Genomic DNA, 13,401 nt, shown 5'->3' on the forward strand with positions numbered 1-13,401 from the left:
GGCGCGAATGCCCGGCACATTTGAGCGAAGACGGGCTTCGCGCTTTTGAGCCGGGCACAAAATCTTCGCGTTACTCTGCCGCCTCGGACGTGGTCCCCGGCGCTATCTTGGAATTGTGCAGATCGACGTTGAGGCCGAGCGAGCGCATTTCCTTGACCAGCACGTTGAACGATTCCGGGATACCCGCCTCGAACGTGTCGTCGCCGCGCACGATCGCCTCGTACACCTTGGTACGGCCGGCGACGTCGTCCGACTTCACGGTCAGCATTTCCTGCAGCGTGTAGGCGGCGCCGTACGCTTCGAGCGCCCACACCTCCATTTCGCCGAAGCGCTGGCCGCCGAACTGCGCCTTGCCGCCCAGCGGCTGCTGGGTGACGAGCGAGTACGGTCCGATCGAACGCGCGTGGATCTTGTCGTCCACGAGATGGTGCAGCTTGAGCATGTAGATGTAGCCCACCGTCACCTTGCGGTCGAAGGCGTCGCCGGTCCGGCCGTCATAGACAGTCGATTGACCCGAGGCGTCGAAGCCCGCGAGCTTCAGCATCTCCTCGATGTCGGCTTCCTTGGCGCCGTCGAACACCGGCGTTGCGATCGGCACGCCGTGGCTGAGGTTGCGGCCGAGCTCCACCAACTCGTTGTCGTTGAGCGATTTGATGGTTTCATCGTCGCCATAGATCTTCTTCAGGGTCTCGCGCAGCGGCTTGAGATCCTGCTTGTGATAATAGGCGTCGATGGTCTGGCCGATGCGCTTGCCGAGGCCCGCGCAGGCCCAGCCAAGATGCGTCTCCAGAATCTGGCCGACGTTCATGCGCGAGGGCACGCCGAGCGGATTGAGCACGATGTCGGCATGGGTACCGTCCTCGAGGAACGGCATGTCCTCGATCGGAACGATCTTGGATACCACACCCTTGTTGCCGTGACGGCCGGCCATCTTGTCGCCGGGCTGGATCTTGCGCTTCACCGCGACGAAGACCTTGACCATCTTCATCACGCCGGGCGGCAATTCGTCGCCACGCTGCAGCTTCTCGACCTTGTCGAGGAAGCGCTGTTCAAGGCCCTTCTTCGATTCGTCGTACTGCTTTCGCATCGCCTCGATTTCAGCCATCAGCTTGTCGTTGGGCGAAGCAAACATCCACCACTGCGACCGCGGATGCTCGTCGAGCACCGCGCGCGTGATCTTGGTGTCCTTCTTGAAGCCCTTCGGACCGGCGATGCCCTGGCGGTTTTCCAGAAGCTCCGCCAGACGGCCGTAGACGTTACGGTCGAGAATCGCCTGTTCGTCGTCGCGGTCCTTGGCCAAACGCTCGATCTCTTCCCGCTCGATCGCCAGCGCGCGCTCGTCCTTGTCGACGCCGTGCCGGTTGAAGACGCGGACTTCCACGATGGTGCCCTGCACGCCCGGAGGCACGCGCAGCGAGGTATCGCGGACGTCGGAAGCCTTTTCGCCGAAGATGGCGCGCAGGAGCTTTTCTTCCGGCGTCATCGGGCTTTCGCCCTTCGGCGTGATCTTGCCGACCAGGATGTCGCCGGCGCGCACTTCCGCGCCGATATAGACGATGCCGGCTTCGTCGAGGTTCTTCAGCGCTTCTTCCGAAACGTTCGGAATGTCGCGGGTGATTTCCTCAGGCCCGAGCTTGGTATCGCGCGCCATCACCTCGAACTCCTCGATGTGGATCGAGGTGAAGACGTCGTCCTTCACGATTCTTTCGGAGAGCAGGATCGAGTCTTCGAAGTTGTAGCCATTCCACGGCATGAACGCGACCAGCACGTTGCGGCCGAGCGCGAGTTCTCCGAGATCGGTCGACGGACCGTCGGCGATGATGTCGCCCTTCTTGACGATGTCGCCGACCTTCACCAGCGGACGCTGGTTGATGCAGGTCGACTGGTTGGAGCGCTGGTACTTCATCAGCCGGTAGATATCGACGCCCGACTTGGTCGGATCGAGATCTTCGGTGGCGCGGATCACGACGCGGGTGGCGTCGATCTGGTCGATCACGCCGGAACGGCGGGCGGCGATCGCAGCGCCGGAATCACGGGCAACCACGCCTTCCATGCCGGTACCGACGAACGGCGCCTCGGCGCGAACCAGCGGCACCGCCTGGCGCTGCATGTTCGAGCCCATCAGCGCGCGGTTGGCGTCGTCGTTCTCGAGGAACGGGATCAGGGCCGCAGCGACCGAAACCAGCTGCTTCGGCGACACGTCCATGTAGTCGACCTTGTCGGGCGTGATCGGCAGCACTTCTCCGGCGTGACGGCAGACGATCAGGTCCTCGGTGAAGCGGCCCTTGGCGTCGAGCGGCACGTTGGCCTGCGCCACGCGATAACGGCCCTCTTCCATCGCCGAGAGATACACGACCTCGTCGGTGACGCGGCCGTCCTTCACCTTACGATAGGGCGTCTCCACGAAGCCATATTTGTTGACGCGAGCAAAGGTCGCGAGCGAGTTGATCAGACCGATGTTCGGGCCTTCCGGCGTCTCGATCGGGCAGATACGGCCGTAATGGGTCGGATGCACGTCGCGGACTTCGAAGCCGGCCCGCTCGCGGGTCAGACCGCCCGGTCCAAGCGCCGAGAGACGGCGCTTGTGGGTGATCTCCGACAGCGGGTTGGTCTGGTCCATGAACTGCGACAGCTGCGACGAGCCGAAGAACTCGCGCACCGCGGCTGCCGCCGGCTTGGCGTTGATCAAATCCTGCGGCATCACGGTGTCGATATCGACACTGGACATGCGCTCCTTGATCGCGCGCTCCATGCGCAACAGACCGATGCGGTACTGGTTCTCCATCAATTCACCGACCGAGCGGACGCGGCGGTTGCCGAGATGGTCGATGTCGTCGATCTCGCCCTTGCCGTCGCGCAGATCGACCAGCGTCTTGATGACGGCGAGAATGTCTTCCTTGCGCAGCGTGCGGTGGGTATCGGGCGCATCGAGTTCGAGGCGCATGTTCATCTTGACGCGGCCGACCGCGGACAGGTCGTAACGCTCAGAGTCGAAGAACAGCGACTGGAACATGGTCTGCGCCGAGTCGATGGTCGGCGGCTCGCCGGGACGCATCACGCGATAGATGTCGAACAGCGCGTCTTCACGCGTCATGTTCTTGTCGGCATGCAGCGTGTTGCGGATGTAGGCGCCGACATTGACGTGGTCGATGTCGAGCAGCGGCAGTTCCTTGTAGCCCTGCTCGTTCAGCGCCTTCAGTGACTTCTCGGTGATCTCCTCGCCGGCTTCGGCGTAGATTTCACCGGTCTTCGGATTGACGAGGTCTTCGGCGAGGTAGTTGCCGATCAGCTCTTCGTCCGACAGACGCAGCGCCTTGAGGCCCTTTTCCTGCAGCTGACGCGCCGCGCGCACGGTGAGCTTCTTGCCGGCCTCGAGCACCACCTTGCCGGTGTCGGCGTCGATCAGGTCGTTGATGGTCGAGTAGCCGCGGAAACGGGTGGCGTCGAACGGCACGCGCCAGCCTTCCTTGCCCCGCTTGTAATTGATCTTCTTGTAGAAGGTCGACAGGATCGTCTCGCCGTCGAGACCGAGCGCGTACATCAGCGAGGTCACGGGAATCTTGCGGCGGCGATCGATGCGCGCGAACACGATGTCCTTGGCGTCGAATTCGATATCGAGCCAGGAGCCGCGATACGGAATTACGCGCGCGGCGAACAGCAGCTTGCCGGACGAATGGGTCTTGCCCTTGTCGTGATCGAAGAACACGCCGGGCGACCGGTGCATCTGCGAAACGATGACGCGCTCGGTGCCATTGACGACGAAGGTGCCGTTCATGGTCATGAGCGGGATATCGCCCATGTAGACGTCCTGCTCCTTGATGTCCTTCACCGACTTGGCGCCGGTTTCCTCATCGATATCGAACACGATCAGGCGCAGCGTCACCTTCAGCGGCGCAGCATAGGTCATGCCGCGCTGGCGGCACTCGTCGACGTCGTATTTCGGCGGCTCGAATTCGTAGCGGACGAATTCCAGCATCGAGGTGCCGGAGAAATCCGAGATCGGAAATACCGAACGGAACACCGCCTGCAGGCCCTCGTCCAGCCGCCCGCCGACCGGCTCGTCCACCATCAGGAACTGGTCATAGGACGCCTTCTGAACCTCGATGAGGTTCGGCATCTCGGCGACTTCCTTGATGTGTCCGAAAAACTTGCGAACACGTTTGCGACCGGTGAATGTCTGCTGCGCCATCGTGGCCTCTCATTTCGTCGCCCCTGATGGGCGAACCTTCCGAAGCGCGACTGCCATCGCCCCCGGGTTGAATTTCGAATCGCTTCGCTGGAACAAAGCCCAAATTCAGGAATTAAGTCCCAAACCCGTTCTCCACGCCTTCAAAACGCAAAACGACGCGCGGGCGCATGACTGCACCCGCCCGTCACAACTTTTCGCTTCACGGACTGAAAAAGCCCGAAATTTGACTGTCTCCCAACGGCTTACGCCGGGAACCCTGCCGTCCCCGCCGCCTACCGTGTTTTCCTGCTGCCGTCCCGATATGGGGTGACAATAGTGGAGATTCGAGGGTTAACCCCGCGAATCCCCACACATTTTTGTGTACGCTTACTTCAACTCGACTTTAGCGCCAGCCTTTTCGAGCTGGGCCTTGATCTTCTCGGACTCGTCCTTGTTCACGCCTTCCTTGACAGCCTTGGGCGCGCCTTCGACGAGGTCCTTGGCTTCCTTGAGGCCGAGGCCGGTGATGGCACGGACTTCCTTGATGACTTCGATCTTCTTGTCGCCGGCGGCGACGAGCATGACCGTGAACTCGGTCTTTTCTTCAGCCGGAGCAGCAGCGGCGGCAGCGGGACCGGCAACGGCCACGGCAGCAGCGGCGGACACGCCCCACTTTTCTTCCAGGAGCTTTGCGAGCTCGGCAGCTTCGAGCACGGTGAGGCTCGAGAGGTCGTCGACGATTTTCTGTAGGTCAGCCATTGATCTGTTTCCTTAAACGTATTGGTTCGAACCAGGTTTGAATTGCGAAGGGTCAGGCCGCTTCGCTCTTTGAGGCATAGGCCTGGATGACGCGCGCGAGCTTGGCCGCGGGCGCAGTCGAGAGCTGAGCGATCTTGGTCGCCGGCGCCACAAGCAGGCCGACAATCTTTCCGCGCAGTTCATCGAGTGACGGCAGGGCGGCAAGCGCCTTGACGCCGTTAACATCCAGGACGGTTTTACCCATCGATCCGCCGAGAATGACGAACTGTTCGTTCGCCTTGGCAAATTCGATGGCAACCTTCGGCGCCGCTACCGGATCGTTTGAAGTCGCGATCACGGTCGGTCCCTTCAGCAGGGAGCCGATGGCAACGACGTCTGTGCCTTCAAGAGCAATTTTGGCGAGACGGTTCTTCGAGACCTTCACCGACGCGCCCGCCTGCTTCATCTGCATGCGCAGCTTCTGCATCTGGGCCACGGTGAGGCCGGAATAGTGGGCGACGACTGCAACGCTCGTGGCCTTGAAGACCCCGTTCAGCGCTTCAACCGCGTCCTTTTTTGCCGCTCTTTCCACAGCAAGCTCTCTCCGGTTGGCGGCCTTCGCGCTTTAGAGCGAGACCGCCGGGTTGCACCCATCGTCCCGCCCAAAACCTGACCTCAAGACAACAGCCTCAAGACACGCCGGGCACGACGACATTGAAAAGCCTGCCCTCCCGAACCAGGTGGCGCGGGGTGTCGAGGTTCGAACCAAACAAGCCATCCGCCGCCAAAGGCGACGTAAGCGAAATCCGGTCTTCACCCGTCTATGCAGGCATTGAATTAAGCCGTTGAAAAACCGATGGTTTATCGCGGGCGCCTGCAGTCTCGGACAGGATCGAGGTCATCCGGCTAAGCCGAAGACCCCTGCCTGCATTCCGCCAAAGCGACGGGTTCCCTTCCTTTCGAGCAATCCATGCGGATGTCCTGAAAGGAATGATCTCCTACCGTATCGGGTTTTCGGAATGCGAGCACGGACCCGCCAGCAACTGCCAGCACGCCCGGAAGCGGCTCTTTAACGAGTCTCGCCCTGTTTGCCAAGAGCAAAATTCAGACCAGTTTGGAAAACCGAATTTCACCCGGGGCGGGCTCAAGCTGGCCGATGGACCTGGCCGATGGACTACGCGCCGAAAAGAACATATCATGAACATAGAATCACTACCGGAAGATTCTGTTTCAGCTCGGGAGTACAAATGACTGGTCCTAACGACGTCCCCCTTCTTGGTCCAACGCTGCTTGCCTCGGCCGGCCAAACAGAGGACGAGCGACGCAAAATAGTCGCCTGGAACAGCGCCCGCTCACTCGAGGATAGTTCAGACCGTATCGATTGTGATGGTCGGGTTATCTGCTGGGCGGAGTACGGCAAGACCACCGCGTACGGATGGGAAATCGATCACGCTACACCTACCGTCGTTGGCGGCCTTGACGTCTACGATAATCTTCGCGCCCGACACTGGCTGGGCAACCGGAGCGCCGGCGGGCTCCTGGGTGGGTTGTTTAGGGCCGGAAATTCCGGCGGATTGTTGGATGGATTGTCCAAGCTCGGTAGCCCCGGTGGCCACCCGTGAGAGCTGATGTCGGATCGTCGCGCGACTGTTGTCTGGTAGATATGCTCGCACTTCATTACGATATCGAAAGTAGAAATCTGCGATTCAGGCGCCTTTGACCTCATAGGGAAGCGCCTTTCCGGCAAAATACGCCGCGAGATTGGCCATCACGCAATCCTGCATCGCCACATGCGATTCCAGCGTGTGACCGCCGATATGCGGGGACAGTACCACGTTCGGAAACGCGGTCAGCGCGTCCGGCGCGTGCGGCTCTTTCGCGTAGACGTCGAGCCCGGCGCCGGCGATGGTCTGGTCCGACAGCGCCGCGATCAGCGCCTTTTGGTCGATCACCGAGCCGCGCGCGATGTTGACGACATAGCCGTCCTTGCCGAGCTTGCGCAGGATATCGGCATTGACGATGTGGTGGGTGTCGCCGCCGGCACGCACCGCAATCATCAACACGCTGCACCATTCGGTCAGCGCCTCCAGGCTCGGAAAATACTGATACGGCACGTCGTGCCGGCTGCGGCTGAAATAGCCGACCTCGGTCTCGAACGAGGCGACGCGCGCGGCGATCTTGCGGCCGATCTCGCCCATGCCGTAGACGCCGACCTTGCGGCCGCGCATGCCCGCCTGCGGGCGCATCATCGGCGACGGTTTTGCGGCGGCCCAGTCGCCGCTCCTGACGTAATTGTCGGCGACCGGCAAGCGGCGGATCGCCGCCAGCATCAGCGTCACCGCGATATCGGCGACCGACGAGGCATTCGCACCGGGGCTGTGGCCCAGGGTAATTTTGCGCTTTGCCGCCGCGGCGAGATCGACGCCGTCATAGCCGGTGCCGTAACAGACGATGGCGCCGAGTTTCGGCACCATGTCCATCATGTCGGCGCCGAGCGGCGTGCCGCCGGCGGTGATCATGGCGCGAATATCCGCGAGCTGGTCGGCCCCAAACACCTGGGCCGGTGGTTTGCCGGCGGCATCCAGCAGTTCGTAGCGTTCGCCGATGCGGAGCATCAGCGCCTTGGGGAAGCGCGAATAGACCAGGACTTTTTCGGGCATTTCAATTCCTGCGGACTGTGCGGACGAGGCGTCCTGACCTTCGAAACGGCGCATGTGCCGCGCGAATATTTGTAACTTACTGCAATATCCCGGGTCCGTGTATCATGCCTCGACGAGAGCTCATGCAGTTCCGGAAGCTCAGCCATGTCTTCCTTCGAAAAATCGTCGTGGTTTGAAGAATCGCCCCTTAGCCGCCGTGCGGCGCTCACAGCGCTCGCCTCCGCGCCCGCAGTGGCCGCATCCGTCCCCGGGGCGTTCGCGCAAACTCCGTCAGCACCGACCGCAGCGCTGACGCCGGCATGCATCCTGACGCCGGCGGCAATACCGGGCCCGTTCTACTTCGATCCAAAACTGCAGCGCGCCGATATCACCGAAGGCCATCCCGGCGTACCGCTGCGGTTGCGCTTTGTCGTGCTCGACGCAGCCAATTGCACACCGGTCTCCGGCGCGCGCGTCGATATCTGGCACACACGGGCGGACGGTTACTACTCCGGCTATCCCGGCCAGGGCGACAAGCACAATGTCGATACCTCCGGCGGCACTTTCATGCGCGGCACCCAGATCGCGGACGCCCGCGGCGAAGCCGCCTTCCGCAGCGTCTATCCCGGCTGGTACGACGGCCGCACCGTGCATGTGCACTTCAAGATCTTCATCGACGACAAGAACATGCTCACCGGCCAGATGTATTTCCCGGATGCGCTGAGCCAGTACATTTTCGCCAATGTCGGCGCCTACAGCCGCAAGGCGGTTCGCAACACCTTCAACACCAACGATGAGTTTGCGCTGTCGGACACGACCCATGGCGGGTTTTGCGATATCCGCGAACAGGCCGACCATTATCTGGCAACCCTGGTCGTCGGCGTCAGCCGGACCGTGGCAACCGCGCTCGACGAAAAGCCGACGCCTGCCCTACCCCGCGCGATCGTGCCGGGCATCGCACCCGCAAAGCAGAGGAACAGCTGAGCGCGCGCTGGTCCCAAACGAAAACGGCGAAACAGCTTTCGCTGTTTCGCCGTTAGTTCGTCAAATGTGCCGCAAGAAGCTTAACCGAGCAGCGTGCCCGGCTCGACCTTCACGCCCGGGCCCATGGTGGAGGAAACCGCCACGCGCTGGATGTAGGTGCCCTTGGCGCCGGCAGGCTTCGCCTTGGCGACCGCATCCGCGAGCGCCTTGACGTTCTGCACCAGCTTTTCTTCGGTGAACGACGCCTTGCCGATACCGGCCTGCACGATGCCGGCCTTCTCGACGCGGAATTCGACCGAGCCGCCCTTGGCGCCCTTCACGGCGTTGGCGACGTCCATCGTCACGGTGCCGATCTTCGGGTTCGGCATCATGCCGCGCGGGCCGAGCACCTTACCGAGGCGGCCGACCAGCGGCATCATGTCGGGGGTGGCGATACAACGATCGAAGTCGATCGTGCCGCCCTGCACCTTCTCGACCAGGTCTTCGGCGCCGACGACGTCGGCACCTGCGGCCCTGGCTTCATCCGCCTTGGCGCCGCGCGCGAACACGCCGACGCGCAAGGTGCGGCCGGTGCCGTTCGGCAGCGTCACCACGCCGCGAACCATCTGGTCAGCGTGACGCGGATCGACGCCGAGATTGATCGCGATCTCGATGGTCTCGTCGAATTTCGACTTGGCGCGTTCCTTGACCATCTTGATGGCATCCGCGAGCGGATAGAGCTTTTCGCGGTCGACGCCCTCGCGGGCCTTCTTCAAACGCTTACCGATTGCCATGACCCGTTACCCCGCAACTTCAAGACCCATCGAACGGGCAGAGCCCTCGACCATCTTCATGGCCGACTCGATGGAGTCGCAATTGAGATCCTTCATCTTCTTCTCGGCGATCTCGCGCACCTGCGCTTTGGTCACCGCGCCGGCCTTGTCGCGGCCCGGGGCTTTCGACCCGGACTGGATTTTGGCGGCCTGCTTGAGGAAGAAGGACATCGGGGGGGTCTTCATCTCGAAGGTGAACGAACGATCGGCGTAGATCGTGATCACCACCGGAATCGGGGTGTTCTTTTCTTCCTTCTGCGTCTGGGCGTTGAACGCCTTGCAGAATTCCATGATGTTGAGACCGCGCTGACCAAGCGCGGGACCGATCGGGGGCGAAGGATTCGCCGCACCGGCCGGCACCTGCAATTTCAGGTATCCGGTCACTTTCTTCGCCATACGTCACTCCTCATGTTGCTCCGGAGGATTCCGGAAGCTTCACAGGACCGTGGTGCGGTTCGACGGACGACTGGCGATCGTCCATCTCCTCCCACGGCACTCCTCAAGCGGCGTTGCCGCTTGAAAACGATCAGACCTTCTCGACCTGCCCGAATTCCAGTTCGACCGGCGTGGCGCGACCGAAGATCGACACCGCGACCTTGACGCGCGAACGCGCCTCGTCGATTTCCTCGACCACCCCGGAGAACGACGCGAACGGCCCATCGGCCACGCGGACATTCTCGCCGATCTCGAACGACACCGACGCCTTCGGACGCTCGACGCCTTCCTGCACCTGGTGCAGGATCCGCATCGCCTCGGCTTCCGAGATCGGCATCGGCTTGTTTTCGGCGCCGAGGAAACCGGTCACCTTCGGCGTGTTCTTGATGAGATGAAACGCCTCGTCGGTCAGCTTCATCTTCACCAGCACATAGCCCGGGAAGAATTTTCGCTCGGCATCGATCTTGCGGCCGCGGCGCACTTCGGTGACCTTTTCGGTCGGCACCAGCACCAGCTCGAACAGTTCCTCGAGCCCGCGCTGCTTCGACTGCTCGCGGATCGATTCCGCGACCTTCTTTTCGAAGTTCGAATAGGCGTGGACGATATACCAGCGCTTATCCATCGTTTGAGTTCCGGTGCTCATTAGTGCACACCCAGCAAGAAGGTGACGAGATAACGGATAATCTGATCCGAGGCGAAGAAGAAAATCGAAGCCAGCGCAACCATCACGAACACCATGATCGTGGTGATCGTCGTCTCGCGGCGCGTCGGCCAGGTGACCTTGTTGGTCTCCGAGCGCACTTCCTGCAGGAATTTGAACGGGCTGAAAGCCATCGTTGGGTATCCGCGTCCTTCGTGAGACGATTGTCTGATTTCAAGAAAATCCGAACAGCCGAATTAGGCCCAGCCCTCTCTCGAAGGATGAGCCGCCAAGCGGGCTCGATTGTTCGGGGGAATTTAAAGCCGCGCCGGATATCCGCAGAGCGGGCCGGCAGCAGGTGGCGGGTATCTACTGCCAGTTGGGCAAAAGGTCAAGGTGCCAGGCGCCGCCCCCGGCGTCCCGACAGGCGCTGGCAGCAAGAGAAATCAACGCCTTAACGCATTATCCTGGATCGGACCGGTGCGATATCCCCGCCGGACCTAATCCACGCGCGAAATAAATCCGGGGCTCAATCAATCGAGCCTCGGACGCCTGCTCTCACTACTGCAGCCTAATTCGCAGGCATCAACCCACCGCGATCACCGCTCGCGCCTTGCGCCCGAGCCCATTTATTGACGCATATGCATGGCCTGATCTGCCCTCAGGAATCCGGCAAAGGAGCAGGAAATCGGAATGGCGTCGTATCGAATTTGTTGCGGGATCGCAGGTGCCGCGTTCCTTCTGCTTCCAGCCTTTGTCTTCGCCCAGGGTACCCCGCAACAGCGTGAAGCCTGCACCCCGGACGCCTTTCGACTTTGCGGCGCCTATATGCCGGACCCCGACGGCGTGGCCGCGTGTCTGAGGGCCAGCGGTCCGCGCCTGAGCCCGGCTTGCTTTGAAGTTTTCTTTCGACCGCAGGACGATCCGCCGCCGCAGCCGATCGCCCCGCGGAAACGCCAAAAGCCGCAGCCGCCACCTCCACAAGAGGACGAGGATTAGCCGCGTTATTTCGCGCTGTTCCGACCCGATCCGGAACCCGAATGGTTAATCGCCGCTAACGCCGCATCTCAAATCCAAACAAGACCGCGATCGGCTTCTTAAAAATTGCCGCGCATCGTGTTCGTCCCATCAACCGGCAATGAGATAACCATGGCACTGCTTGGCGACGACCAGGAAAAGCCGCCAGTCGACCCCGCCTGGACGGTCCTTGACGCCGCGAACGACCTTGGCGACGCCGTCACGGTCGACGCCTGCCGGCGCGTGATCGATGCGAATCTGCGCGGCGTCGCTCCCGCGATGTCGGACATGGCAGTCGTCACCGCGTTTTTTGGCTAGCTGCGGCCCAGCAGCAGGAAGTTCATCCAAGTCTTTGATTTTGCTGGCAGGAGTGGCAGGGCTCGAACCTGCGACCCCCGGTTTTGGAGACCGGTGCTCTACCAATTGAGCTACACTCCTGCAGGGAACCGTGCGTCGCCGCCGGTTCGTGCCGTTTCAAGCATAAGCCACACCCCGATTGCAAGGGCGAAGCGGTCGAACGCCGACAAACCACCGGCTCCGCAACAGCCAGTTACGATAGTTTTCGCCATAGCGGGCGACACTGAAATGCAACGCCGCCGCGCGGCAAATTCCCATCGGGTTGCCGGTCCGCCGGCAGAAATCACCCTGTTCAATTCGGAACTTCTGCGCCAAACTTCAAGCTCACCACAAACAACAAGAGCAAATGTGAGAGACCATGAACGCCCAAACCGCCGCCAGGCAGACTTCCGCCCCGCAGACCCCGTCGCTGCCGCATGCCAAGCCGGAGCAGCTCGGGCTCTCCCCCGTTCGCCTGCAGCTTCTGTCCGATGCGTTCAAACGCGAGGTCGACAAGGGCACCCTGCCCGGCGCGACCGTGCTGGTGGCGCGCCGCGGCCAGATCGGCTGGTTCGACGCCATCGGCAAGCAGAGCCCCTTGGCCGCAGCGCCGATGGCGAAGGACAGCATCTTCCGCATCTTCTCGATGACCAAGCCGATCGTCTCGATCGGCATCATGATGCTGATCGAGGACGGCCATTTTCTGCTCAGCGACGCGGTCGCAAAATTCATCCCGGAATTTGCCAACCAGAAAGTCGGCGTCGAACACAACGGCGAACTCGAACTCGTCCCGCTGAAGCGGCAGATGACGGTTCAGGATCTGCTGCGGCACACCTCGGGCATCACCTACGACCACACCGGCAACGGCCTGGTGCAGCGGCTGTATCAGCAGTCGCGGCTGCGCAGCCGCAAGATCACCAACGCGGAACACGCGAGCCTCGTCGCCAGCCTGCCCCTGATGTGCCAGCCCGGCGCGGAGTGGAACTACAGCCGCTCCACCGACATCCTCGGCCGCATCATCGAAGTCGTCAGCGGCAAGTCGCTCAGTGCGTTCCTCGCCGAACGCATCCTGGCACCGCTGCAAATGGCGGAGACCGCGTTCCACACCGCCGAAGCCAATGCCGGCCGTCTCGCCGAGCCGTTCCCGACCGATCCCTGGACCGGCGATAAGGTGCAGCTCTTCAACATGCTGGAAAAGCCGGGGATGGAATCCGGCGGTGGCGGACTGGTCTCCACCACGATGGACTATGCGCGGTTCAGCCAGATGCTGCTCAATGGCGGCAGCCTCGACGGCGTCAGGATCGTCGGCCGCAAGACGCTGGAGCTGATGGCGTCGGATCATCTCGGCCCCGAGGTCAAGGTCGACTCTCCCTTGATGCCGCCCGGCCACGGTTTTGGGCTCGGTTTTGCGGTCCGCACCCATGCCGGAATTGCGCCGTTCCCGGGTTCGCTCGGTCAATTCTTCTGGAGCGGCATGGCCGGCACGTTCTTCTGGATCGATCCGAAGGAGGACCTGTTCGCGGTGTTCATGATGCAGGGCCCGGGTCAACGGCAATATACCCGCTCGCTGCTACGCGATCTGGTGTACGCGGCGGTGGAATGACGGACATCGTTCCCGGGACGGCCCTGCGG

General features: G+C 61.9%; 11 protein-coding genes and 1 tRNA gene. 3 read left to right on the plus strand and 9 right to left on the minus strand.

The window, feature by feature from the left end; all coding sequences use genetic code 11:
- Nucleotides 1–70: 70 nt before the first annotated feature.
- From rpoB to V1289_RS00505, 4 genes are all read right to left on the minus strand, one after another.
- Complete coding sequence (gene rpoB, locus V1289_RS00490; RefSeq protein WP_334395170.1) at nt 71–4,189, minus strand: DNA-directed RNA polymerase subunit beta; 4,119 nt, start codon at nt 4,187–4,189, stop codon at nt 71–73.
- Nucleotides 4,190–4,555: 366 nt separating this feature from the next.
- Nucleotides 4,556–4,927, minus strand: coding sequence for a 50S ribosomal protein L7/L12 (gene rplL / locus V1289_RS00495; protein ID WP_309177635.1), 372 nt, complete (start codon nt 4,925–4,927; stop codon nt 4,556–4,558).
- Between the two features lie 52 nt (nt 4,928–4,979).
- Nucleotides 4,980–5,498 (minus strand): 50S ribosomal protein L10, encoded by a 519-nt coding sequence (gene rplJ, locus V1289_RS00500; RefSeq protein ID WP_334395171.1) that lies wholly within the window; start codon nt 5,496–5,498, stop codon nt 4,980–4,982.
- 1,114 nt (nt 5,499–6,612) lie between these two features.
- A complete protein-coding gene (locus V1289_RS00505; RefSeq protein ID WP_334395172.1) occupies nt 6,613–7,566 on the minus strand; it encodes a 2-hydroxyacid dehydrogenase in 954 nt (317 codons plus the stop codon).
- Nucleotides 7,567–7,710: 144 nt separating this feature from the next.
- Between V1289_RS00505 and V1289_RS00510 the strand changes: the two genes are divergently transcribed.
- The gene (locus V1289_RS00510) at nt 7,711–8,529 is read left to right on the plus strand and encodes an intradiol ring-cleavage dioxygenase (protein WP_334395173.1); all 819 of its coding nucleotides are present in this window, start codon (nt 7,711–7,713) and stop codon (nt 8,527–8,529) included.
- Nucleotides 8,530–8,609: 80 nt separating this feature from the next.
- On the opposite strand, the gene rplA is transcribed toward V1289_RS00510, so the two are convergent.
- From rplA to secE, 4 genes are all read right to left on the minus strand, one after another.
- The gene (rplA, locus tag V1289_RS00515; RefSeq protein ID WP_334395174.1) at nt 8,610–9,302 is read right to left on the minus strand and encodes a 50S ribosomal protein L1; all 693 of its coding nucleotides are present in this window, start codon (nt 9,300–9,302) and stop codon (nt 8,610–8,612) included.
- A 6-nt stretch (nt 9,303–9,308) separates the two neighbouring features.
- Nucleotides 9,309–9,737: a 50S ribosomal protein L11 gene (gene rplK, locus V1289_RS00520; RefSeq protein WP_007602986.1), complete on the minus strand. Its 429-nt coding sequence runs from the start codon at nt 9,735–9,737 to the stop codon at nt 9,309–9,311.
- Between the two features lie 130 nt (nt 9,738–9,867).
- Nucleotides 9,868–10,398 carry a transcription termination/antitermination protein NusG gene (gene nusG / locus V1289_RS00525; protein WP_074278525.1) on the minus strand — a complete coding sequence of 177 codons (531 nt, stop codon included), beginning with the start codon at nt 10,396–10,398 and terminating at the stop codon, nt 9,868–9,870.
- Nucleotides 10,399–10,418: 20 nt separating this feature from the next.
- Nucleotides 10,419–10,610 carry a preprotein translocase subunit SecE gene (secE, locus tag V1289_RS00530; RefSeq protein ID WP_074276023.1) on the minus strand — a complete coding sequence of 64 codons (192 nt, stop codon included), beginning with the start codon at nt 10,608–10,610 and terminating at the stop codon, nt 10,419–10,421.
- Nucleotides 10,611–11,565: 955 nt separating this feature from the next.
- Here secE and V1289_RS00540 point away from each other — a divergent pair.
- Nucleotides 11,566–11,751 carry a hypothetical protein gene (locus V1289_RS00540; protein WP_334395176.1) on the plus strand — a complete coding sequence of 62 codons (186 nt, stop codon included), beginning with the start codon at nt 11,566–11,568 and terminating at the stop codon, nt 11,749–11,751.
- A 44-nt stretch (nt 11,752–11,795) separates the two neighbouring features.
- Here V1289_RS00540 and V1289_RS00545 read toward each other — a convergent pair.
- Nucleotides 11,796–11,871 (minus strand) — tRNA-Trp (locus V1289_RS00545).
- A gap of 277 nt (nt 11,872–12,148) precedes the next feature.
- On the opposite strand from V1289_RS00545, the gene V1289_RS00550 reads away from it, so the two are divergent.
- Nucleotides 12,149–13,372, plus strand: a complete 1,224-nt coding sequence (locus tag V1289_RS00550; RefSeq protein WP_334395177.1) for a serine hydrolase domain-containing protein — start codon at nt 12,149–12,151, stop codon at nt 13,370–13,372.
- Nucleotides 13,373–13,401 lie beyond the last annotated feature (29 nt).

Source organism: Bradyrhizobium sp. AZCC 2289 (assembly GCF_036924615.1).
In the GTDB taxonomy this organism is placed as follows: domain Bacteria; phylum Pseudomonadota; class Alphaproteobacteria; order Rhizobiales; family Xanthobacteraceae; genus Bradyrhizobium.